The 24,168-nt window shown below is 54.5% G+C and carries 21 protein-coding genes and 1 pseudogene; 9 read left to right on the forward strand and 13 right to left on the reverse strand.

What is annotated here, in order from left to right:
* Positions 1–387 precede the first annotated feature (387 nt).
* From BLS87_RS31440 to BLS87_RS31475, 8 genes are all read right to left on the reverse strand, one after another.
* Entirely contained in the window at positions 388–3,531 is a 3,144-nt protein-coding gene (locus tag BLS87_RS31440) for an efflux RND transporter permease subunit (protein WP_019821281.1), read from the reverse strand.
* Positions 3,528–5,012, reverse strand: a complete 1,485-nt coding sequence (locus BLS87_RS31445) for an efflux RND transporter periplasmic adaptor subunit (protein ID WP_019821283.1) — start codon at positions 5,010–5,012, stop codon at positions 3,528–3,530. The genes BLS87_RS31440 and BLS87_RS31445 overlap by 4 nt, the downstream gene beginning before the upstream one ends.
* Positions 5,009–6,265: a TolC family protein gene (locus tag BLS87_RS31450; RefSeq protein WP_019821285.1), complete on the reverse strand. Its 1,257-nt coding sequence runs from the start codon at positions 6,263–6,265 to the stop codon at positions 5,009–5,011. Before BLS87_RS31450 ends, BLS87_RS31445 begins: the two co-directional genes overlap by 4 nt.
* Positions 6,266–6,364: 99 nt before the next feature.
* On the reverse strand, positions 6,365–6,706 hold the full coding sequence (locus BLS87_RS34840) for a hypothetical protein (RefSeq protein ID WP_019821287.1): 342 nt from the start codon (positions 6,704–6,706) through the stop codon (positions 6,365–6,367).
* A 74-nt stretch (positions 6,707–6,780) separates the two neighbouring features.
* A complete protein-coding gene (gene copD / locus BLS87_RS31460; protein WP_019821289.1) occupies positions 6,781–7,719 on the reverse strand; it encodes a copper homeostasis membrane protein CopD in 939 nt (312 codons plus the stop codon).
* 3 nt (positions 7,720–7,722) lie between these two features.
* The gene (copC, locus tag BLS87_RS31465) at positions 7,723–8,106 is read right to left on the reverse strand and encodes a copper homeostasis periplasmic binding protein CopC (RefSeq protein ID WP_019821291.1); all 384 of its coding nucleotides are present in this window, start codon (positions 8,104–8,106) and stop codon (positions 7,723–7,725) included.
* Between the two features lie 368 nt (positions 8,107–8,474).
* Complete coding sequence (locus BLS87_RS31470) at positions 8,475–9,863, reverse strand: heavy metal sensor histidine kinase (protein ID WP_024078224.1); 1,389 nt, start codon at positions 9,861–9,863, stop codon at positions 8,475–8,477.
* Positions 9,860–10,549, reverse strand: coding sequence for a heavy metal response regulator transcription factor (locus tag BLS87_RS31475; protein WP_024078225.1), 690 nt, complete (start codon positions 10,547–10,549; stop codon positions 9,860–9,862). Before BLS87_RS31475 ends, BLS87_RS31470 begins: the two co-directional genes overlap by 4 nt.
* Before the next feature lie 205 nt (positions 10,550–10,754).
* Here BLS87_RS31475 and BLS87_RS31480 point away from each other — a divergent pair, with 205 nt between their 5' ends.
* The 4 genes from BLS87_RS31480 (at position 10,755) to BLS87_RS31495 (ending at position 14,514) form a co-directional block, all read left to right on the forward strand.
* Positions 10,755–11,108, forward strand: a complete 354-nt coding sequence (locus tag BLS87_RS31480; protein ID WP_024078227.1) for a co-regulatory protein PtrA N-terminal domain-containing protein — start codon at positions 10,755–10,757, stop codon at positions 11,106–11,108.
* A 164-nt stretch (positions 11,109–11,272) separates the two neighbouring features.
* Positions 11,273–11,809, forward strand: a complete 537-nt coding sequence (locus tag BLS87_RS31485) for a cupredoxin domain-containing protein (protein ID WP_024078228.1) — start codon at positions 11,273–11,275, stop codon at positions 11,807–11,809.
* 93 nt (positions 11,810–11,902) lie between these two features.
* A complete protein-coding gene (locus tag BLS87_RS31490) occupies positions 11,903–12,154 on the forward strand; it encodes a DUF2933 domain-containing protein (RefSeq protein ID WP_019821297.1) in 252 nt (83 codons plus the stop codon).
* Positions 12,155–12,156: 2 nt separating this feature from the next.
* Positions 12,157–14,514 carry a heavy metal translocating P-type ATPase gene (locus BLS87_RS31495; RefSeq protein WP_024078229.1) on the forward strand — a complete coding sequence of 786 codons (2,358 nt, stop codon included), beginning with the start codon at positions 12,157–12,159 and terminating at the stop codon, positions 14,512–14,514.
* A gap of 311 nt (positions 14,515–14,825) precedes the next feature.
* Here BLS87_RS31495 and BLS87_RS31500 read toward each other — a convergent pair whose 3' ends face one another.
* From BLS87_RS31500 to BLS87_RS31515, 4 genes are all read right to left on the reverse strand, one after another.
* Positions 14,826–16,307, reverse strand: coding sequence for a DUF2971 domain-containing protein (locus tag BLS87_RS31500; protein ID WP_041161059.1), 1,482 nt, complete (start codon positions 16,305–16,307; stop codon positions 14,826–14,828).
* Between the two features lie 64 nt (positions 16,308–16,371).
* Complete coding sequence (locus BLS87_RS31505) at positions 16,372–16,737, reverse strand: histone-like nucleoid-structuring protein, MvaT/MvaU family (RefSeq protein WP_024078231.1); 366 nt, start codon at positions 16,735–16,737, stop codon at positions 16,372–16,374.
* Between the two features lie 1,134 nt (positions 16,738–17,871).
* A complete protein-coding gene (locus tag BLS87_RS31510) occupies positions 17,872–18,525 on the reverse strand; it encodes a hypothetical protein (protein ID WP_024078232.1) in 654 nt (217 codons plus the stop codon).
* 12 nt (positions 18,526–18,537) lie between these two features.
* Positions 18,538–19,275: a HupE/UreJ family protein gene (locus BLS87_RS31515; RefSeq protein ID WP_024078233.1), complete on the reverse strand. Its 738-nt coding sequence runs from the start codon at positions 19,273–19,275 to the stop codon at positions 18,538–18,540.
* Between the two features lie 513 nt (positions 19,276–19,788).
* Here BLS87_RS31515 and BLS87_RS31525 point away from each other — a divergent pair.
* Genes BLS87_RS31525 through BLS87_RS31545 form a run of 5 tightly spaced genes read left to right on the forward strand, consistent with a single transcriptional unit; the run spans position 19,789 to position 23,520 of the window.
* Complete coding sequence (locus BLS87_RS31525; RefSeq protein WP_024078235.1) at positions 19,789–20,082, forward strand: metal-sensing transcriptional repressor; 294 nt, start codon at positions 19,789–19,791, stop codon at positions 20,080–20,082.
* Positions 20,083–20,089: 7 nt separating this feature from the next.
* A complete protein-coding gene (locus BLS87_RS31530) occupies positions 20,090–21,238 on the forward strand; it encodes a nickel/cobalt efflux protein RcnA (protein WP_024078236.1) in 1,149 nt (382 codons plus the stop codon).
* Complete coding sequence (locus tag BLS87_RS31535) at positions 21,239–21,676, forward strand: YqaA family protein (RefSeq protein WP_024078237.1); 438 nt, start codon at positions 21,239–21,241, stop codon at positions 21,674–21,676.
* On the forward strand, positions 21,673–22,416 hold the full coding sequence (locus tag BLS87_RS31540; RefSeq protein WP_024078238.1) for a TraX family protein: 744 nt from the start codon (positions 21,673–21,675) through the stop codon (positions 22,414–22,416). Before BLS87_RS31535 ends, BLS87_RS31540 begins: the two co-directional genes overlap by 4 nt.
* Before the next feature lie 39 nt (positions 22,417–22,455).
* Entirely contained in the window at positions 22,456–23,520 is a 1,065-nt protein-coding gene (locus BLS87_RS31545; RefSeq protein WP_041161326.1) for an N-acetylmuramoyl-L-alanine amidase, read from the forward strand.
* Between the two features lie 130 nt (positions 23,521–23,650).
* Here BLS87_RS31545 and BLS87_RS31550 read toward each other — a convergent pair.
* A pseudogene (locus BLS87_RS31550) lies at positions 23,651–24,121 on the reverse strand (IS5 family transposase); the annotation flags it as partial.
* Positions 24,122–24,168 lie beyond the last annotated feature (47 nt).

Below are 24,168 nucleotides of genomic sequence, written 5' to 3' on the forward strand. Positions count from 1 at the left end.
CTTGCGGGCTTAGCGTCTTCTTGTTCTGCCATTCCGACCTACCCCCGAGAAACATCCATGATTGAAAACGATGATGGCAAGATAAGATCATATTAGGGTCATTTGCCTCGATTTCAAGAGAGATCTAAGGGTGACGAATGCTGAGTCGGCTATAAGCAGGATGCTGTTTGTGGCTCATCGAAACGGAGTGTTCGCAGCGTTCGTTTTTCTGGCAAGTGCTGGTGGGTAATGGCACTGACCACAGCGTATGTATCGAAATTAGCGAGTTTATGCAAAAGACATAAACTTGCTAATTTCGATACATACCGCGCGTAGGACTGATGAGAACGGGCTGTGCAGCTCAAACGAGGCTGCAAGCGCAGCCCCTTTTGTATGCATTTTTACGCGTCAGTGCTTGCCAGGCTCAACGGACAAGTGTCGACGACGCATGAGGTGATAGGCCGCCGGGATCACAAACAGCGATAGCAAGGGCGCCGTAACCATACCTCCAATCATCGGGGCGGCAATGCGGCTCATCACCTCGCTGCCGGTACCGCTTCCCAAAAGTATTGGTAACAAACCAGCGATAACCACCGCAACGGTCATGGCCTTGGGTCGAACGCGCTGCACAGCGCCTTCACGAATCGCCGCAACCAGACCGCGCTCAGTGCGGTCGCCGACGTCTTCACGCTCGGCCCAGGCATTTTTCAGGTAGAGCAGCATGATCACGCCAAATTCGGCAGAAACGCCGGCCAGGGCGATGAAGCCGACCCCGGTGGCAACCGACAGGTTGAATCCCAACAGATAGAGAAACCATGCCCCGCCAGACAGTGCGAATGGCAAAGTGGCCATAATCAGCAGGGCCTCGTCAAAGCGTGCAAATGTCAGGTAAAGCAGCACGAAGATGATCAACAGCGTGGCAGGCACCACCAGTTTGAGTCGTGCGTTGGCCCTTTCGAGAAATTCGAACTGTCCTGAGTAACTCAGGCTCATGCCGGGCTGCAACTTGACCTGCTCGCTGACGACCCGGCGTAGATCGGCGACTACCGAGGCAATGTCCCGGCCACGCACGTCGATGTATACCCAACCAGAGGGCCGTGCATTCTCGCTCTTGAGCATCGGCGGGCCGTCGCTGACCTTGACCTTCGCCACCGTGCCGAGGGTGATCTGGCTCCCTAGCGGGGTGTAGATCGGCAATTGCTCCAAGGCACCGAGCGAGTCACGCCACTCCCGTGGATAACGCACGTTGATCGGGAAGCGTGCGAGCCCTTCAATGGTCTCGCCGACATTTTCACCGCCGATAGCGCCGGCCACGATGGACTGCACATCGTCGATATTCAGCCCGTAGCGGGCGGCGGCTTTGCGGTCGATATCCACATCGATATAGCGACCACCCGTCAGTCGCTCGGCCAGCGCAGAACTGACGCCGGGCACATCCTTGGCCACCCGCTCGACCGCCTGGGTAGCGGCATCAATCTCGGTCAGGTTGGTGCCGGCAACTTTCACCCCAATAGGACTCTTGATCCCCGTGGCCAGCATGTCGATTCGGTTGCGTATCGGTGGTATCCAGATATTGGTCAGCCCAGGAACTCGCACCACTCGATCCAGCTCTTCCACCAGTTTTTCCTGAGTCATACCTGGGCGCCATTGCTCCTGTGGCTTGAACTGGATGGTGGTTTCGAACATCTCCAACGGCGCCGGGTCGGTGGCAGTTTCAGCACGACCGGCTTTACCAAAGACATGTTCGACCTCCGGCACGGTCTTGATCAGGCGGTCGGTCTGTTGCAGCAGTTGCGCCGCTTTCTGCGCCGACAATCCCGGCAGAGCCGAAGGCATATAGAGCAGGTCGCCCTCGTCCAAAGGCGGAAGAAACTCGCCACCCAAGCGCGACATTGGCCATAGTGCGCTGATAAAAACCAGCAACGCGACCAGCAGCGTGATCTTCGGTCGTCGTAAGACTGCATCCAGAGCCGGCTGGTAGATCCGGATCAGCCACCGGTTCAACGGGTTCTGTTGTTCACTGGGAATTCGTCCCCGAATCCAGTAGCCCATCAACACCGGCACCAAGGTCACTGACAATCCCGCCGCTGCGGCCATGGCGTAGGTCTTGGTGAAAGCCAGCGGGCCGAATAGCCGCCCCTCTTGCGCTTGCAGGGTGAACACCGGAATGAACGATAGGGTAATGATCAACAAACAGAAGAACAGTGCTGGTCCAACTTCAGCCGCCGCTTCGGTCATCACGTGCCAATGACGTTCACCCTTCAGTTCCTCCCCCGGATTGGCCACGTGCCAGGCCTCAACCTTCTTGTGCGCGTTTTCAATCATCACCACGGCAGCGTCGACCATGGCACCGATGGCGATGGCAATTCCGCCTAGGGACATGATGTTGGCGTTGATCCCTTGATAGCGCATCACGATGAAGGCGATCAGCACCCCCACCGGCAGGGAGATGATTGCCACCAGAGATGAACGCAGGTGCCAGAGGAAGATGCCACACACCAACGCGACGACGATGAACTCTTCGAGCAGTTTGTGGCTGAGATTTTCCACCGCGCGGTCGATTAGTTTGCTGCGGTCGTAGGTGGTGACGATTTCCACCCCCGCCGGCAAGCTGCTTTTCAGTTCGTCGAGTTTGGCTTTGACCGCCGCAATGGTCTCCCGAGCATTCTTGCCGCTGCGCAAAATCACCACGCCACCGACGGTCTCGCCTTCACCGTCGAGTTCAGTAATGCCACGCCGCATTTCCGGTCCCAACTGAATGGTGGCGACATCGCCAAGGGTCACCGGCACACCGCCCGATCCCAGCTTGAGTGGGATCGCCCGAAAATCATTGAGCGTTTTCAAGTAGCCGGAAGCCCGCACAATGAACTCGGTCTCTGCCATCTCCAGGACGGCACCACCGGTTTCCTGATTGGCCTTGCCGATCGCGTCGGCCACCTCGGCCTGCGTGATACCGAAGCTGGCCAGTTTGAGCGGATCAAGCTGCACCTGGTACTGCTTGACCATGCCACCCACGGTGGCCACCTCGGCAACGTTGGGCAGAGTCTTGAGTTCGAACTTGAGGAACCAGTCCTGAAGTGCACGAAGTTGCGCCAGATCGTGTCCGCCATTGCGATCTACCAGCGCGTACTGGAAAATCCAGCCCACTCCTGTCGCATCCGGCCCCAACGCCGGTTTGGCGCTGGCCGGCAAGCGACTTTGTATTTGGCTCAGGTACTCCAACACCCGCGAGCGGGCCCAATACAAGTCAGTACCGTCTTCGAACAGCACATAGACAAAGCTGTCACCAAAGAAGGAGTAGCCGCGCACGGTCTTGGCGCCAGGCACCGAAAGCATGGTGGTGGCCAACGGATAGGTCACCTGGTTCTCGACGATCTGCGGTGCCTGTCCCGGATACGGGGTGCGGATGATCACCTGAACATCGGAGAGATCCGGCAGCGCATCGATGGGCGTGCTCTGCACCGACCAAATGCCCCAAGCCGTGACGAACAGTGTCGCCAGTAGCACCAGGAATCGGTTGGCCACTGACCAACGAATCAGGGCAGCAATCATAGCTGGCCCCCTGATTTCCCTAGACGCTCAACACGCAAGCCATCGTCGGTTTGACTCACTGCAATCCGGACCTTGTCGCCCGTTTTGAGGCCCTGCATCAGCGCCGGATTGGCGAGCGGGAACGTCATCGTCATGCCAGGCATGCCCAGCGTTTTGAAGGGGCCATGGGCGAGTGTGACTTCTTTGTCGTTGATCTCAACGATCTGCCCATCCGCCTCATGAAAACTGGAGGCTGCTGCGCTGGGTGGTGACTGTTCCTCTGAGTTTGCAACGATACCCTTGAGACTGGCCTCCGAGTCGAGCAGGAACTGGCCAGAGGTAACCACCTTCTGGCCCTCTTCCAGACCTTTCAAGATCGCCGTCTTGCCATCGTTTTCCTGCCCGATCAACACTTCAACAGGACGATAGCGGCCAGCGTCTTCAGCGAGCATCACCAGGGCACGTCGACCGGTGCGAATGACGGCCTCGCTCGGCACCCACAACACACTTTGCTCCGTTGAACGATTGAGGCTCACTCGTGCGGTCATACCCGGCCTGAGACGGCCTTCTGGGTTAGGTAACTCGACGCGGACGCGAAGGGTGCGGCTATCCGGATTGGTTTCCGGAAGAATCGCGCTGACGACGCCCTTGAGCACAACCCCAGGGAACGCGGGCAAACGCGCCTCTGCCGCTTGCCCCATGAGGATCGATCCAGATTCAGTCTCCGGAACGGCCAGGGCCAGCCAGACGCTACTCAAACCATTAACGCGTGCCAGTGTCTCGCCGGCGGCCACCGTCATACCCTCGCGCACATTGAGCTCTTGCAGCACACCACTAATAGGGCTGGTGAGGGTCAGGTTTGGTTGGACTTTGCCACTGCGCTCTACTTGAGCAATTGATGCCGCCGGCATCCCGGTGAGCCGCAAGCGCTGGCGAGCCGCTGCCAGCAAGCCCGCATCGCCACTGCGCTTGAGTGCGAGAAACTCCTCCTGAGCCGCAGCCCACTCAGGTACAAGGATATCCGCCATGGCGGCATTGGCTTTGATCACGTCGCCAGGAGCATGGGCATACACGCGCTCGACGAAACCCGCCGTACGGGCTTGAATGACGGCGACGTCCCGCTCGTTGAAAGCCAACACACCGACAACCTCCAGACTCGAAGCAAACACACCTCGACTGACGGTAGCCAGTCGCACACCGAGATTCTGAGTCAGGCTTGGATCAATGCGAACGGATGCGCTGTCCCCTTTGATGTCGGCGTACTGAGGGACCAACTGCATGTCCATGAAGGGCGACTTACCCGGCTTATCGAACTTTTGCTGCGGGGACATAGGGTCGTACCAATACAGTACTTTGCGTTCGTCCAGAGAGGGGAGGCTCTGCTCTGGGGCTGCACCAGGTACTTCGCTCATGCCCTGCTGAGCGAACCAGTAACCACCGGCAACACCCAATACCAGCGAGAGGCCTACCAGCAATGCCCCGTTCCACTTTCTAAGGTTCATTGGCTGGACTCCCCGTAGGCGAAATACAGGCGCGCGCTGGTCAGCGCTCGCTGCTCTTCCACATCAATCTGCTTGAGACGGGCTTCGATGAGCTCGCGGCGGGCGGCGACAACGGAGCTCAAATCGCCTTTGCCGGACCGATAGCTGGCCATGCTGAGCTCGACCTTTTCCTTGGCCAAGGGCAATAGGCTGTCCTGGGTTCGATGCACGGCACGATTCAGGCGTTCATAGTCGGCCAGCTCGTCCTCCAGTTGCTGGGTATGCTCGCGTGACAGCGCTTCGCGCTCAGCCTCAAGCTGGTTGAGTTCAGCGTGTTTGGCCGCAATCTTGGGGTTTTGCCGAGAATCAGGAAACAGTGGTAGATCCCAGGAAAGTTGCACGCTGACCATGTCGCCGAACTGTCGACCACGATGCTGATAGTCGACTTCCCAGCTCCAATCCGACTGTTTTTCCGCCTCGGCTTCACGGACCTTGGCTTGCGCTTCGCGGGTCATAGGCTCAAACGCTGCCAATTCTGGGTGATGTTGCAGCTTATGAGAGTAGCCAGAGGCTTCGACAGGCCATTCAGGCAAGCTGCCCACAGGTTTGTCGTTGGCGGCCGGGCCAATCCAGCGCTTCAGAGCCGCTCGGGCCTGCGCTCTCTGGCGAATCAGATCGTCCTGCTGCTCTTCCAGTTGTGCCGCTTCCTGTTTGGGCGTTACTGCATCAGCAGGTTGAGCGCGGCCGCCGGCAATTTGTGCACGGACGGTATCGGCCAGCAGACGGTTTTCTTTGTAGAAATCCTGGAACAGCGCGTCTTTACGCTCAACGGAGAAGCTGTTGATCCAGGCCAGCGCCGTGGCCTGACGAACCTTTAGACGTTCGACCCGGCGCTCAGCTGCGGCGCGGTTAATGGCTGCATCAGCGACCTCGATGCGGGCTTTGCGCTTGGCACTGTTGGGCATCTCCTGACTGACTCCGACCATTTGCATAGTCATGAAGTCCTGATCGATGCTCCAGCGATCCGGACCGCCAATGGGGTAGTTCTGTACGCCTAGCAGCAACTTGGGATCGGGTAGTTCACCAGCGGGGATGGCCGCACTACTGGCAGCCTGAATTTTCGCGTCTTGTGCAGTCAGCGACGGCGCATTGTTTTCAGCCAGCTGCAAAGCTTCATCGAGTGTCAATGCGGCAGCGAGACTCGGCAATGCCAGTACGCTTGCCGCCAGGCCGGCCACGAGGGACCACCCTGTGCAATAGCACTTGGAGTTCATGTTCACGATTCCTGTGATGATCCACTGCGCGCTTCATCAGACATGCACGCAGATATGCCATCCCGCTAACGCGGAATGAGGCTGAGTGTGGTACAGGAATCAAGTGCGGGGCGGTCGCCATACCCCTGACGGGGTTTGTACTGGATGGGAATCTAGGGAGAAGGACAGTACGAGGGGGCTGGATAAGGTGATAGGAGGCTTGATGATGGAGACTTGCAGCATGCCACCAGTCTTGCACTCCTGGCCTGGCTTACAGGGTTTGCCGTGCTCGGTGGGACTTTTCATGTCATGGCAGCAGTCTTGACCCATGCCGTCCATCATCGCCATGCCCATGGTTTTCATGGGGCAGGGCTCAGTCGGCGCCTGAACACCCGCCATCCCGCTGAGGGGGAGCGCCAGGCTAATCAGGAAAATCAGGCAAAACCGTAGGTAGCGTTTCATGGGCTGGAGTGTAGCCGGTGGAAATGGCCCTTACAATTCACCTTCTAGACTCCTTAGTCGGCTGTCACCAACCTCTATTCCGCGCTCATTTCCATTTCCGGACTTAAAGTGCCTAACCATGCGACAAGACAAATTATGACGACTGCCATTAAAAACTCGAGTGTCATGCTGCGGCGCAAGGCATTGACTGCGGCAGAGTATTCTCCATTTCGAACTGACCGCTCCAATACCGGACTTAGGTGAAAGCGGTTCAGCGTGGCTAAAACGATCATCCCAGCAAAGAGCAATATTTTCAAAAACAGCAGCTGGCCATAAGTACTGAGCATCACTTCATCGAGGTGTGGGCCAACGATAAACAGGTAATTTACTACGCCCGTAACGCTTATGATCGCAACAATCACTCCGCCGGCCGACTCAAAACCAGTCAGTACCCGTGCAAGAATTTGAGCTTCTTGTTCGCCCTTTAGCGATTTCAACCGCAGCAGTAGAGCGAATGCCAATAGAGCGCCCAACCAGCCACCTGCGGCTAATAGGTGGAAAATGTCGGTGATGAAATGCCAGTAGCGTCGACTGCCCTCATCCATGGCGCCGTGCCCTGTCCATGCCAACGTCGCCAACGCAATCGCTCCGCATACAGTGACGATCCAGAGACTGGGTGTTGGAAATCGCTTGTTCAACGCGACGCCAATAATTGCCATCACCAAGGCAGCTATTCGGACCATCCAGGTCAACCCGACGTCAGTCCCCATAAGGACCATTTCAAAAATATGACGATGTAGCTCCATAAGCTCCGACACACCGCTCATTGCTTTCGCAAGCAACAACATCGCGGCAAGGGACAGAGCTACACCTGCAACGGAAGTACCGTAAAGAAGCGACTCAAAATTCAAGACCGTGCCCGATACTCTTTCCTTTCCCCTGAGGCTGTACAAGCCGAAAATTGCCAATCCGAATAACAGCATCAGGTCGAAATAAAGAGCAAAGCGAACCACAATATTTATTGAGTCGCTCATAAATCATTTCACTTTAAATGAGAAGTTGCCGGTGATCGGGTGAGTGTCCGAGGAGACAGCACGCCATTCGACTTTGTAGGTACCGGTGGTCAAAGGTGCTGCCGGTGTAATCACCATCGTTTTCGGATCACCGCCACCAGCGACGGCGGCCTTAACACCCATTGGGGAGTTCGGCATGCCAGGCATATCGGTCATGATTAGTTTTGCACCGGAAAACTGAGTGGTGAGATTCTCAGAAAAGTGCAGTTCAATTTTCGAAGGGGCCGCCGCATTCGAGCCTTCTGCCGGAGTGGAAGAAAGGAGCTTTGGATGTGCTTGAGCAACTGCACTCAGAAGCAAACCAGCGGTAAGTGCAACAGCTACGGTCGTAGTTTTAAGGAATGACATGCAAGACTCCTCACAGCAAGAGCTGTTGATTCGAGGTTTGTTTGGAATATCTAATTTTTACTTTTCGATTCTTGTTAAAACCACTGATGATTAGCTAGTAGCCTCCGTGTTCTAGGTCAGGTTGAACACGAGAAACTCACTAGGCCCCAACGTCACAGTGCAAGAACACGATGCCACACGAACGCAAACTGTTCGATTACATTTCAGTCAGCTTGACGCGGTGTTTGGCCTCGAATTGGCGGGCGTAGCGAGACTTAAAGACGAGACCGCGTGCCCCAGATACTAGGGTTTTCACTCATTCAAAAATAACGAAAGTGGACGCTGGGCGCAGGCTGAGAGATCGCCGTTGATCACAAATACGCCGTTGTTCAGCTGACCTCCAAGTCAACACTAGGAAACTCTAGATGAAAGGCCGTTTTCCCGTCACATGACGTACACCAGATTTTGCCATCATGCGCCTCAATAATTGATCGGGTAATCGACAGACCTAGCCCTGCGTTGCTTGGACTCCCTTCTCGCCGCGCTGGGTCCACGCGATAAAAACGATCGAAAAGCTTTTCAAGATGTTCGGGGGCAATGGGTTCTCCGTGGTTCTCCACGACGACCAATACCGACATCTCCTTCTGGAGGATTTCGACACTGATCGTCTTCCCTTCAGAGGTGTAGCGAAGCGCGTTAGAGAGCAGGTTAGAAATGGCTCTGTGGAGCATAAGGACATCGCCTCGGACGCTGCCCCTTCCTGAAACCTTGAGTTGAATCCCTCGCTCATCAGCCAAAAGGCGGTAGTACTCAAGCAATTTTTCCACTACTTCCACGAGGTCTATTGGTTTGTTCTCGTGTGTGATCAGACCGTTGTCAGATTTCGCCAGAAAAAGCATGTCATCAATCATCCGACTCATACGCTTCAAGTCATCAAGATTTGAGTACAGGTTGTCTTCGTAGTCCTCAATATTCCTTTTTCTTGAAAGCACCACTTCGGTGTGGGTCATCAAGTTGCTCACGGGGGTCCGTAGTTCGTGGGCAATGTCTGCGGAAAAGTTCGATAACCGGACAAATGCATCGTCGAGCCTGGACAACATTGCGTTAAACGACAGCACCATTTGCTGAAGCTCTTTGGGAACGGGTGCTAAGGGGATGCGCTCTTTGAGTGATTTTGCTGACATTGAGGCAGCGACCCGCGTGACCTGGCGAATGGGCCGCATGCCACTGCTTGCTACCATCCAGCCGAGTGCAGCACTGACCAATGCGCTGATCACCAACCCTATCCAAAACCATCGTTCAAGCGTCTCGAAAAAGGACATATGCTGAGTAACGTCAAAGATCAAAATGACTGTCAACGGCTTGTCTTGCCCCGTCACAACGGCTTGTGCCGTCACTCCACGGAACATCTGCCCTTGCTCCCGCCACTCCCAGACGTTGTTGTTTGTGGTTGTGCGGAACTCCTTCGGAATATCTACCGGACCGGGATCAGCAAACAGCAGCTTGCCGTCACCATCGATTATTAGGGCAGTCAAATCACGGTGAGCCCCCAGCAGCGCCTCCAGCTCAGGCTTAAATTCGCTGAGTTGATCGATGCTGTTCAACCCGGACAAAATTCTCTGGGTCGAGTGGAGCTTTTCGTTCAATGCCTGCTGATCCAGCATCTTAAAGTGATGCCGACTGAGGTTATTGAAACTGAGTCCGGCGACCGTAAGCACGGCCGTTACCGCGAGCATGAACATCAGACTCATACGGGTCGTCAGGGACATTCGGTTCATTCCGACTCCGAATCAGGCGCGTCGAGCATGTAACCCATCCCCCTAGAGGTATGAATCAACTTGACCTCAAAGTCGTCATCTATCTTGGCCCTCAACCTTCTCACTGCAACCTCGATAACGTTGGTATCGCTGTCGAAGTTCATATCCCAAACCTGGGAGGCGATAAGTGACTTTGGCAGCACCTCCCCTCGACGTCGTAGCAACAGCTCAAGCAACGCAAACTCTTTGGCCGTAAGGTCTATGCGTTTACCTCCACGAATGGCCCGACGCTTGAGCAGGTCCACCTCCAGATCAGCCAGTTTCATATAGGTTTGCGAGGGAGCGCCGTTACCCCGACGCAGCAACGTTCTGACGCGAGCCAACAGTTCAGAAAATGCGAAGGGTTTGATCAGGTAATCATCTGCACCGAGTTCAAGTCCTTTCACTCGATCTTCAACGCGATCTCGCGCCGTGAGGAAGAGCACGGGAACATCTTTTCCGGATGCACGAACCTTCTGAAGTACTTCCCAGCCATCCAGCCCAGGCATCATGACGTCTAGAATCAGCAGGTCATAGGCCTCGCTCAAAGCGTGCTGTAGCGCCACCTTGCCATTGGTAAAGCGATCCACATTGAACCCCGCCTCCGTGAGTCCTTGCTGCAAATAGATACCTATTTTGGGTTCGTCTTCAGCAACCAGAAGTCTCATGAGGGTGGCTCTCGGATAATGATGAAGCGCAGTCTGCAACGAAACACGCCAGCCAACCAGCAACTGACAGAAAAGTAATATTGGCTTCAGGTAGATGTCAGCGAGCGCTGTCTAGGGTTCAAGCATGAGTACTTCCTGGTGCTCGACCGACTCTTCAGCATGAAACGTTAGGGAGCCGGAAAACAATTCCATAAGGAGTTGCCCCATGAATCGCCTGAAAATGCTGTTTTTTGTGAGCTCGATACTCGTCTCAGCTTCTGTATGGGCTGAAAGTGGCGGAGACCGGGTGATAGAGCGTATGGAAGGCCTGCGCGACAGGGCTGAAGCCGTACTGATCCAAGCTGAAAAAGCCCCTGAAGGACAGCGTCATGTCCACATGGCCGAGCATATGAAAATGCTCGGCGACATCATGAGCCAACTCCATAAAGATCATCCAGACGCCTCAATGTCACCCCAGCAGCACCTGGCCTGGATGGAAAAGCACGACAAAATTGTCGACGACGTTTTGAGTCAAATGCAACGCGAGCACAAGCTGATGCTGTCAGAGAACCATCAGTAAGCAACTCCCTGAAAAGAGCTTTTTGAACAGTCCTGTTAAATGCGGCGTCATCTGGACGCCGTATTTATTTCGAAAACTGACAGAAATGTAGTGTTCAGGTCAGTTAACTGGCAGCTCCGCATCATTAGCATAGCCAGTGTTTCCCACTTACTCTCGAGGTCACCATGAAAGCTAAGCTCGTTACCCCTGTCATCGCAGCAATCACTCTACTCTTCGGTGCTACGGCTATGGCCAGCGCAGGGCATGGGAAAGAGGACATCGGCCAGCCTGGAGTCGCCTCTGAGGTTACCCGTACGGTGGAGGTCGAGATGGGCGATATTTTCTTCAAACCTGAAAGCATCGACGTAAAGCCTGGTGAAACTATTCGATTTGTCCTTCGCAATGAGGGTTCGCTGCTGCACGAGTTCAACATCGGCAAAGCTGCTGCTCACGCAGCACACCAAAAAGAAATGGCAAGCATGTTCCAGAACGGAACGCTTAACCCCACAGGTACCGGGAAAACGATGAGCGGTATGGGCCACAGCATGGGTGGAATGAAGATGGTCGGAATGGAGCACAACGACCCGAACAGCGTCCTGATTGAGCCTGGCGCAACCAAAGAGCTGATCTGGACCTTCAACAACAGCACTGGGCTTCAGTTTGGCTGCAACGTGCCGGGGCATTATCAGTCAGGGATGGTCGGTCAGTTTGACCTGAAATAAGCCAGAGCTGGCTGCTAACACCGCTTCGACGCAAGAGTTGGCTACGCTCTGTCGCAGAGATCACAGCAATGCTCACACAGTGGGGTTTAGATCATGAATAACCATCAGCATCCGGATGGAAACACCACCGCACCATTTTGGAGGCGCAAAACAGGCGTTGTACTAATCATGCTCATTGCGATTGGTGCCTTTTACGTTTTGCGGGAGCATTTCAGCCACGTTTATCCATTTTGGCCTTATCTGATTCTGTTGATCTGTCCATTGATGCACTTTTTTGGACATGGACATGGCGGACATAGCCATGGCGATCAGGCAGCAACCCACAAGGACGAAAAAGGGGAATAGCCATGCCTACCATATCGAGCCACCACGACCACAGTCACGCCCATGCTGCTCCGCTCAATGACGATGATCTACGTGACCCGGTGTGCGGAATGGCAGTCACTTCATCAAGTAAGTTTGGTGAGTCTTATCAGGGACAGACATATCAATTTTGTAGCCTGAAATGCCAGGAGAAGTTTCGAGCTGATCCTGAACGCTACAGCGGTAATGTTTCGAGCGCCGAATCCCGCGTCACCTCTTCAGAGTCTGCGGTACAAACAGGCACTGAGTTTACCTGTCCGATGCACCCGGAAATACGCCAGCCCGGACCCGGCAACTGCCCTAAATGTGGCATGACATTAGAGCCGGTCATGCCCACGCTCGATGAAGAAGAAAATCCTGAACTCCGGGATTTCGCCCGCCGCTTTTGGTGGTCGCTGCCATTAACCGTGATAGTGACAGTGCTCGCCATGGCGGGACACTCGTTACAACTCCTCCATGGCTCGATCCAAAACTGGATCGAGCTAGCTCTGGCGACACCGGTGACCTTATGGGCAGGTTGGCCCTTTTTTGTAAGGGGCATAGCCTCTATTAGAAATCGCAGTCCAAACATGTGGACTCTGATTGGTTTGGGTACCGCCGCAGCCTACCTTTACAGCGTCATGGCAACGCTCTTACCCCAAAGCTTTCCCGCCACCTTCATGCAAGATGGACGTATCGGCGTCTACTTCGAAGCCGCCGCGGTCATCATCTCGCTCACCTTGCTTGGGCAGATTCTTGAGCTCAAAGCCCGATCGCAAACCTCCGCCGCCATTAAGTCCCTTCTCGGTCTATCGCCCAAGACCGCACGCCGGATCAATGCCGATGGACAGGAAGAAGACATTCCTCACACACATGTCCACCTTGGAGACCATCTGCGGGTCAGGCCTGGTGAAAAGGTGCCAGTTGATGGCTCAGTACTGGAAGGTGAAAGTGCGGTGGATGAGTCCATGCTCACTGGCGAGCCAGTGCCGGTAATGAAGAGAGCTGGAGATAGCCTGATCGGTGCCACGCTGAATACACATGGCAGCTTGGTAATGGAGGCGCAGAAGGTCGGCGCCGAGACCATGCTGTCACAAATCGTACAGATGGTCGCTCGGGCTCAGCGCTCCAAAGCACCAATGCAACGAATGGCCGACTCTATTGCTGGCTACTTTGTGATGGGTGTTATCGCGATTGCGATACTGACATTTGTCGGCTGGGGGCTTTTTGGCCCTGAGCCCAGTTGGGTGTTTGGTCTGATCAACGCTGTCGCCGTGCTGATCATCGCTTGTCCCTGTGCGTTGGGTCTTGCTACGCCCATGTCGATCATGGTTTCGACAGGTAAAGCAGCCAGCATGGGTGTGCTGTTCAGGGATGCCAGTGCCATCGAAAACCTTTGCAAGATCGACACGCTGATTGTCGATAAGACAGGCACCCTGACAGAGGGTCGGCCAGTGTTTCACAGCGTGGAGGCCACACCAAGTTTCAATCCCCACGATGTTCTTCAGCTGGCTGCCAGCCTTGATCAGGGCAGCGAACATCCCTTGGCTCATGCAATCGTCGATCACGCCCGAACCGAGAACATTAAGCTCACCAAGCCAGAATCCTTTGAGTCTGGTTCAGGTATCGGGGTCAGTGGCATCGTCGATGGCAAGAAGATCCAGCTGGGGAACACCGCGTTGATGGAAGCCGCAGGCGTGAACACCAAGCCCCTACAAGTGCGTGCAGAGTTGTTGCGTCTTGACGGCATCAGTATCATCTACCTCGCAATCGACGGGGTATTGGCAGGGTTACTGGCAGTATCAGATCCAATTAAGCCGACCTCCAAAGAAGCAGTCACCAAGCTCAAGGCTGATGACATCAAAATCATCATGGCTACTGGCGACGGGCTCACCACCGCTCGGGCTGTCGCCAGGGAGATGGGGATTGAAGAAGTCCACGGTGAAGTGAAACCTCAGGACAAAGAGCGTCTGGTCGCAGACCTCCAGCAATACGGCCGGAAGGTCGCCATGGCTGGTGACGGTATCAACGATGCACCGGCCCTGGCGCGAGCAGATGTGGGCATTGCCATGGGGACAGGGACTGACGTTGCGATGAATAGTGCGCAACTCACGCTGGTAAAAGGCGACCTGATGGGGATTTTACGAGCAAGGGCACTTTCGGTCGCAACAGTAAAAAACATGCGGCAAAACTTGGGTTTCGCCTTTCTTTACAACTCGATGGGTATTCCCCTTGCCGCAGGCTTGCTCTATCCACTGACGGGACACCTCCTGTCGCCAATGATCGCTGCCATAGCCATGAGCGTCAGTTCTGCATCTGTAGTTTTCAATGCATTGAGACTGAGGAATACCCGAATTGACTGAGCTTCAATTGCGAAATTGCAGCGCAATTGACCATGCGTTTGCATACGACCTGACCAGTCATTTGCATTTGACTGACCACCGATTGCAGAGGATTGGACCACCCAGACATCAAAGCTGAGAGGCTCATAACGACGCAAAGGAGACATTACGATCGTTGGCGGGAAGATCGCTGTTCCAATGGTTAGAGCGTGCACCCTCTACTCTTATGACCGCACAGCGATAGGCGCCGATTACAACCGTCGATAAATACTCGGCAGTGGCCGGCCCCGATGCCTGATTCCAACTTGCGGAAGAAGTGGAGAATCTGCGAGCTAGCTTTCAGCTGATGAATCGCCAGGCTCAGTAGAGCCACCATTTATATCAGCATCGTGTATTGAAACAGGTAATAAGCCATGTTGGATACTTTTCGTTTCCGGATCGTAATAGGCCTGGTAGAACTGAAACTCTTCACGGCCTTCACGTTCACAGTGGGCCTTGATAATCCTAATAGCTTTGAGTTTGTACTCCAACGGCGTCTTGATCCCAAAAATGACGCCCTCCAAGCTTGAAAACCGATACTTCAAAACTCGATGCTTTTTATCTGTGATGTCCATGCCGGAATTAAGAACCAAGCGGTACTCTTTTTCGGACTCCCACTGAGGAAGCGTTGAGGTCAAAGCGAAATCAAGGTTATTCCAGTGCCTCTCTCGCAGATCACTGGAATCAGTTTTGTACCACTCGCTAGTGGTACTCAGATTTCCTTGGCCATCGTTGTACCAGAAGCCACCTAATGCCTCGTTTGGGACGTTGCCTAATGATCTGAAGAAATCTATTTCCGAGTGTTCTCGATCGTAGAAAACTTCCTTGAACTGCATATTCTGGAAGCCATAAATGATGCCGCTATGACCAAGACCTATCGGCTTATTCATTTCAAGAGATAGTGCTTGGTCTTCACCTGAGACCCTATATTTCAGGCAGATGCCTTTGTGATTGTCTCCGTAGCTACCCCAGATGGCGGAGTTATTACACTCCTTCATAAAGCAGGCTACATACCATTTCGGGTGCATTAGCTGGTCGATTTGATCTAGATATCGAGGAGCAAATGCCGTTATTAGGTCATACACACCGTAATGATCATTGATCCATACGTGCGCAGCCTTGATGGAGAACGCCGAGGTTGTGACAGCAATCTGCCTGTATGACTCAAAATCACGATGCTGGCCATCATCTGCTTCGATATTTGATATTATCTTCAGATGAAAGTCACTGTCCCCTAGTGGGTCTCCAGGATTCTCAGGATGATGTGCACCGGTTAACTCGTACTTGTAACTTACTGAAAGTACGATTGTTAAGAAGCGCGTATGCAGAGAACTGAGGTAGAGCAACAACTGTGGCTTGTAGTGTTTTCTCTCGGCTTTAGAGAGTGCCTTGATGTACCCCTGAAATATCTCACTACTTTGGAGCAGGTAATCCATTTCCTGGAAAGCAAAGAGGTACACACCCCGGAGATTAGCAGGATACTGGCCAATTGGGAGCTCATTAGGAAGTGGCACGCCGCTCATTACCGCGTCATCAATCTCCCAGCTTCGAAGCGCTAGTATCAATAGGTAATGCCTAAAGAAATTCGCCCAGACGATTTCATCACCCGCCCAGTAGATTTCCTTGTACCCCTCTAGAGGATCGTTCAATTGCTCAGGCGGTGCGAAGTAAATCTCAAGCTTCTCAAGCTCACCGGGCACAGCCTCCTTGGTCTCGGTGGCGTCTTTTCCGAGCAGACGATCCGCTGTCCTGAACCTGTAGAGATGTCGATCCATGATTACCCCGCATGTGGCTACGAAAAAGGGCCCCACCGGGCCCTCATTTGTACTCAAACCGATCTTACTGAGTGCGCCAGGACTCAACAATGTCCGCGCCGAATTCAGTTTTCCATTCCTTGAGCTGGCGATGGTTCCCGCCCTTGGTCTCGATCAACTCGCCCGAATTTGGGTTTTGGTAGATCTTGACGTCACGTGCTTTGCGGACACTTTTCGGGGCAGCGGTAGTAGAAGCACGGCTTGCTGCCTGGGGATCGAGGAGAGCGATGACGTTGCGGAGGCTATAACCGTACTCGGCAAGCAAAGCCCGCAGCTTAGTTTCGAATTCAACTTCTTTTTTCAGGCCTTCGTCGCCTTTCATGGCTTCAAGGGCAGCGAGTTGTTCGGCCAAGTGTTTTTCGAGTTGACGGAACTCAGCAAGACGGGACATGAGATGACCTTTATAAAATGATTGAGCAGTATACGAATTGACAAATCTAGCGCAACAACTGAGATCTTAGAAATATCAGGATTAATCGCTATCCCCATGTGATCCGCTTAGCGACCAACCTGGCACGTAAATTATGCTCTTTGAGGCTTTTTCGATTGGTGTAGTGTGTTCGTCGAGAATCACGCTGTCCCTCTCGATTTTCCGTGGCCGGAAGGTGCTTTACTAAGCCAAATCCAATTTGTACAAACATTGGCGTCTTAACTTTCGGCTTTCGGACTTTGGGAGCTTTCGGTTTTTTGATCCGGTGTTCAGATCCTACCGACGTCTGAGGGGGAACATAAGGCGCAAATTGTGGGTATAGATCCTCAAAAAGCTGAACCTGCGCGGATACTGGAGTTACCCTAGTTACCCCGACCTCACCGGACTTGCGCCTAAAGTGATCGTCAGACGAATTCATTCTAGCTACAAAGTCCAGAATCGTCCCCCGAAGAGACCGCCCTGTCACAATGCGACGATGAATTCGTTTCCAGCCATCTTTCAGATTTCCCCTGGTCACGTCCCACTGCTCTGGTGACGAGAACCCCAGCTGTTTCGCGAACTCTATGTAATCTGGTGGTAAATCGTTTGCCATGTCCTTAGCCTCCGATTTTACAAGCATCGATGATGGCATAGAAGAATCAAGGGATGCTATACCAGTTCTGTCGAGAGCCTATCCGTTAGGTAATTGCACAGACTTGCCCAGCCATTTGCATTCGATTTGACCAGTAATTTGCTTCGGATTTGACCTGCAGGCTTCGTGGCCATGACCGGCAGAGGACGACCCAAAGCAGTCATTTGTTTGCGGGATATAGGCTAGAACTTTTCGTCATGCAGAAAAACGAGGCCGCAATCGCGGCCTTGTTTTTTTAGAGTGTTACTCGTGCGAATGTCCGTGCTCAGCGCTCTCGGAGGTTGTGCCTTTCTCACCACCGCCGCATGCCGTCATCAAGCCCAGGAAGCAGAACAGCAGCACAGAACGAATCAGAGTGGTTGGGGATTTCATGGGAATACTCTTCAAAAGTGGATGAAATAAATGGTCTGTGGTCAGGCTGAAGTCCGCGTTTTCGGCAGTAGGACAGCCGTCTCTGTGTCGGATTACTGTTTGACGTTCAGGTAATCACCACTCGTCTTCAACGAAATGGTCACGTCGTTATTGCTGCGATTACGCCAAAACCAACCATGGGTGCCGTCAAAAATGGCGGTGAATTCGCCTTTATTACTTTTGACCTGCTTGCCCTTGTTGTAGCTGTGGAAGTAACCCTTTTCACCGTTGTAGGGCTCGCCATGGGTGTCGTAGTTCACAAGCCCACCAGCCGCTGTCCATTCATAACTCACAGTCTTGTTCTTCAGCACTTCCAGTTTGATCTCTGTCCCTTCACCTGGTTTGAGCGTGACGGTCATTTGATTCGTCTTCATGGCTGGGGTCGGTGCCGACGCTGATTGGGCCACAGGTATTGCAGCAGGTTGGATTTGCGCAATCTGCGGAGCTGGAGCTGGAGCTGAACTAGGAGCTAATGCTTGCGGCGGCGCTGTATCCGCCAACGCCTCTTGGGCAAGGATGATCTTCAATTCGCCCATTTGGGTCAGACCCAGTGCGCGGCCCACACCCGTAGGATCAACGGCGTATTCCGAAGGCATGACAACGGTCATCAGCAGGCCAATAGCAGTCAGCAGTGCAATGACAGTCGAACGAACCAGTTTGCGAGTGCTGGGCAATTCATTAACAGTTGGAAGCGGAGTATTGAACATGGTCAGAATTCCTTAGGCGGAGATAAACAGGCCGGTGATCTGGTAACCCATCAGCAGGAAACCGGCACTCATCATGGCGACGTTGGCGGTATAGGCGTGGCGCCAGAAACTGGCGGTGCGCCGCCAATACCCCATCAGAATGAGAATCGCACTAAGGGCCAGCAACTGGCCGATCTCGACGCCGACGTTGAACGCAAGCAAGTTGGGGATCAGCCCGTCGGGCGAGATCTCGTACTCCTGGATTTTGGTGGCCAGGCCGAAACCATGGAGCAGGCCGAAAATCAGCGTGGCCACTTTGGTATTGGGTTGGAAACCGAACCAGCGCTGGAACGCGCCCAAGTTATCGAGTGCCTTGTACACCACCGAAAAACCGATGATGGCGTCGATGATGTACGAGCTGATGCTGATCTCGGTCAGCACGCCCAGCAGCAACGTCACCGAGTGGCCTACCGCGAACAGTGTGACGTAGAGCCCCACATCCTTCAGGCGGTAAAGGAAGAAGATCACCCCGAACAGAAACAGCAGGTGATCGTAGCCCGTCATCATGTGCTTGGCGCCCATGTAGATGAAGGGCAGCAACATGACGCCGGAACTTTCCTGGATAAAGCCCTTGTCACCTTCCGCGACGGCGTGAGCCATCGCCTCGGGCATCCCGAGGAAAAGTGCAGCGACAAGTAAAAACAACAGCAGTAGCGGGCGGTGCGATGGCGCAGTGAATGCGCCCACGCCGCTCATCGAGTGCGAATGCATGGATAAATCCTACGTTGGAGGGATCAAAGGCCGCTGCGCGGCCATGGTCAGGATGCGAACGAAGGACGGGGTGGACGCTTGATCAAGAATATCGGCGGAGGGGGAACTGCATATTGCGGGGCATCAACCCGCACCGATAGCTTGGGTTGTTCGGCCAAAATCAACAGTGAAGTGAGCTGCGGTGTTTCGTGCTGATGGTCAGGGGTCAGCGGGGAGTGATAGTGATCCGAGCAGCTCGCACACGACATCTCAGTCAGCTCTTCATGAGAGTGATGGGCGTCTTGCGCAACCTCCCAAGCAGGCTGTTTCGACGTCACTGACAACGTATAGGTATGCCCGGCCCAGGCCACAAACATGGCGAGGACAAGCGCGAATACCACCGTTGTTGTCAGTGTTCTGCTGAACATCGTGATCGGGCTTCAACTCGTTTTTCAGGGCTTTGATGCGTTTGACCGCATCCCCTAAGGGGGGATAGGATGCCAGCGTAATTCATTAAGGCCCGAGGCTCAAGTCATGAGTGAAAACGAACACAGCCATCCCCACACTCACCAAAGTCACGAGGCGATCATCAAGCGTCTCAAACGGGCGGACGGCCATTTACGCGGCATCATCACCATGATTGAAGAGGGGCGTCAGTGCGTGGACATCGCTCAGCAGCTGCATGCGGTCGAAAAAGCCGTATGTCAAGCGAAGCGCACGCTCATCCAGGATCACATTGATCACTGTCTGGAGGACACAGTCTCAGCCTTGAACAATGGCGAGCGCGCACCGTTGGAAGCCTTCAAACAAATCACCAAGTACCTCTAGGTCTGACATGCCCAACTTTGCTGAACTGCTGCAACAGGGCGGTACACACGCCTGGCTGTATTTCCCGAGCGCTATCTTGCTCGGTGCCTTGCATGGCCTGGAACCGGGCCATTCAAAAACCATGATGGCCGCTTTCATCGTGGCCATTCGTGGTTCGGTTAAACAGGCCGTTTTGTTGGGTCTGGCCGCGACGCTGTCGCACACCGCCGTGGTGTGGTTGGTCGCCATCGGCGGCATGTACCTGGGCAAAGGTCTGGACGCTCAAACCACTGAGCCGTACTTCCAGCTTGCGTCCTCTGCACTGATCATCGTAGTTGCTCTTTGGATGCTGTGGCGTACCTGGCGCGGTGAGCAGATGTTCAAGTTCGAGCAAGGTGATGACCACCACCACGGTGAGCATGACCATGGCCATCATGATGAAACCCATCGAATCGATACCGGCCACGGGCGCATCGAACTGTCGATTTTTGAAGTAGGTATGCCACCGCATTGGCGCCTGAAAACATTGACCGGACACGCTTGGGCTACATCGGATGTTCGCCTAATGACGACTCGTCCGGACGGCAGCACTCAATCGTTCTCTTTCGTCGAGCGCGAAGGCTTTCTGGAGTCGGCAGTCGATATCCCGGAGCCTCATGAGTTCAGTGCGCGCTTGAGTCTTGGGCATGCGGGCCACTCCCATGATTACGATCTGGCGTTCCAGGAGCATGATCACGGGCACGCGCATTCCGAACTGGAAGGTCTGGAGTTGTCAATTGATGGCTATCAGGATGCGCATGAACGCGCACATGCCAACGATATCCGTAAGCGCTTCACGAATCGTGAGGTGACCACGGGCCAGATCGTCATGTTCGGTTTGACGGGTGGTTTGATTCCTTGTCCGGCTGCCATCACCGTTCTGTTGCTGTGTCTTCAGGTTAAAGAAGTCGCGCTGGGAGGCATACTCGTCCTGTGCTTCAGCATCGGCTTGGCGATCACCTTGGTGGCGGTGGGAGCTGCTGCGGCTATTGGTGCTAAACAGGCTTCCAACCGCTGGCCGTGGCTGGGCACCGTGGCTCGTCGTGCACCGTACCTGTCCAGCGTGTTGATAATCGGTGTTGGTCTGTACGTAGGCTTCCATGGTTGGATCGGCTTGAGCGCCCAAGGCGTCGTTTAAGTGTTCGAACTCGCCAGCTATTTTGGTCTATTTCTGGCGGCATTCGGTGCCGCCACGTTATTGCCCATGCAGTCTGAAGCTGTGTTGGTCGGGATGTTGCTCTCCAACCAATACGTTGCTTCTGCGCTATTGGCGGTCGCCACCTTCGGCAACGTTCTTGGCTCTGCGCTGAACTGGATTCTGGGTCGCTCTATCGAGCGATTTCGCTACAAGCGATGGTTCCCGGTGAGCGAGAGCAAGCTCGAAAAGGCCCAGCAGTCTTACCTGCGCTACGGGCGCTGGTCGTTGCTGCTGAGCTGGGTGCCCATCATTGGCGATCCGCTGACGGTCGTCGCCGGAGTCATGCGCGAGCCATTCTGGAGTTTCCTGCTGATCGTCACCATGGCCAAGGGCGTGCGTTATCTCTTGCTGACCGCCGTCACACTGGGGTGGACATGACGACTGCTCATACAACCCAGCATTCCTCACTCAAGAGCCGAAGCAGTAGCCTGGATCTGATCAAGTGGCTGGCGATGCTGACCATGGTCATCGATCACTTGCGGTTGGTGTGGCCGGAGATGAGCAATCTGTTCATTCTGGGGCGGCTTTCCTTTCCGCTGTTCTGTGTCGCCATTGCTGCCAACGTGGCGCGCTCCAAACCGGGCGAATTACTGACTGCCGCGAATGGACGCTACCTCGCCTTGATGCTGGTGTTCGCCGCCATTTCAGAAGTGCCTTATCGCTATATCAGCACCTCGGGATCATTCAACGTGTTGGTTACCCTGGCATTGGGGCTGGTGATTGCCTGGGGATGGCAACATCGCACCTTGTTGAGCAGCGCTATGGCCTTGATGGCTGCCGCGATTGCCTACGTGCTGGATGACCCGTTGATGTACGGGCTATACGGCGCGCTCGTTCCTGCGGCTGTCTTGTTAGCGATCAAGAGGCCCGGTGCTCTTTGGTTGCTGCCAGCAGTTCTATGCCTGTTGAGCAACACCCGCAGTAGCATCGTGACCAGGGCTATGGATCTTGAAATTCACTCATTGCTGGCCTTGAGCACTGCATTTGCCGCTCCGCTGATCGGACTCTGGCTGCTGCATCAGAAGTTCACCTTCAACGTCTGGCCGGTGCGGCAATGGGGCTACTGGTTTTATCCGGGACACCTTGCCGCTCTGCAAGCTCTACGGTTCTTAATCTGAATGGCAGAGAAAGGACTCTCCCCAAAAACGGTAAACGAGATGCACAGACGTTCATTACTCAATCTATTTTTGGCCGGTTTTGCCTTTGCTTTACCTTTGGGCTTACAAGCCGCACAAGTCCTAAATGTTCGGCTATGGAACACCGACGACAAGCTTCGGCTGGTGCTAGACCTAAGTGGTCCAGCACAGTACAAGACCTTCTCCCTGACGGCGCCGGATCGGTTGATTCTCGATCTGATGGGAACCAGCCTTGCCTTTGATTTGAGCAAACTGCAACTGGGTAACATGCCAATCCGCGCTATACGTTCAGGGCCTCAAGGTACAGGAACGCGGATTGTCCTGGACCTGATAGGTCCCGTGCAGTTGAATACCTTCATGCTGGCACCTGAACAGGCACAGGGGCATCGCTTAGTGCTGGATATTTCCAACTCGGCATCCCCGGCAATACAGCCGGCTGCACCGCAGGTTGTGCTTAATGATTCGGCTCATCCAAAGCGCGACATCATCGTCGTGGTAGACCCAGGGCATGGCGGTAAAGACCCTGGAGCAGTCGGGGCCAATGGCGAGCGGGAAAAAGATGTGGTGCTGTCAATTGCTCGGCAGTTGGCCAAACGGATCGAGCGGGAAAAGGGGTTTACCGTGCGACTCGTACGCGACAGCGATGTTTACGTACCGTTACGCAAGCGGGTGGAGATTGCTCGCCAACACAATGCCGATATCTTCATTTCCATACACGCGGACGCCGCGCCTCGGCGCACGGCCTCCGGAGCGTCGATCTATGCGCTATCGGAAGGTGGAGCCACGTCCACTACTGCGCGCTGGCTCGCGCAGAAGGAGAACGGCGCCGAGTTACTCGGTACGACCAAAAGCCTCGCACTCAAAGATAAGGACCCCATGCTGGCAGGAGTGATTCTCGACATGTCGATGAGCGCTACAGTCGCAACGAGCCTGGAACTGGGCCACTCCGTACTGAGAAGTTTGGCGGGCATCACCACTTTGCACCAGAAGCGTGTGGAGCAGGCGGGCTTTGCCGTACTTAAGTCGCCAGACGTACCGTCAATCCTGGTTGAAACTGGATTCATCTCTAAGGATGGTCTGAAGTAGTTGTGTATTTCTGGCTGACTTCAGCCCCTGCCGATTTTAAAAGCGGCAAATCGATCAAAAACGCTCAGATCACCCGCTTATTTCTGTGTTTTTAGCCGCCGCGAGCACCTCGCGGCAGCCATTTTCCACATTACAGGCGCACCTCTCCTGCATTCGCCAGTAAATGTCGGCGCGCCATCCACAGGTTCGACAGCGCGAACAGCGTCATCAGTTGCGCCGTGTTCTTCGCCAGACCACGGAAGCGCACCTTCACATAACCGAACTGGCGCTTGATCACCCGGAACGGATGCTCGACCTTGGCTCGTACCTGAGCCTTGGCCTTCTCAATCTTGCGCTTGGCTTTGTACAAAGCACTGCGCTTATCAAGCTTCTTGTAAGTACTACGGCGGGCGGCGATCTGCCAGATGCCCCCCCGGCCTTCATGTTCAGGGCGTTTCTCGACGCCGGTGTAACCCGCGTCGGCACCGACCATGTTCTCATCGCCGTGCAGCAGCTTATCGACCTGGGTGACATCGGCCACGTTGGCCGCCGTGCCCACCACGCTGTGCACCAAGCCCGACTCATCATCGACACCGATGTGCGCCTTCATGCCGAAGTGGTGAGTCGGCCGCGGGAACTGCCCCCGCAGCCGCTCGCAGAACCGTACGT

The organism is Pseudomonas abietaniphila, from assembly GCF_900100795.1.
Taxonomy (GTDB): Bacteria; Pseudomonadota; Gammaproteobacteria; order Pseudomonadales; family Pseudomonadaceae; genus Aquipseudomonas; species Aquipseudomonas abietaniphila.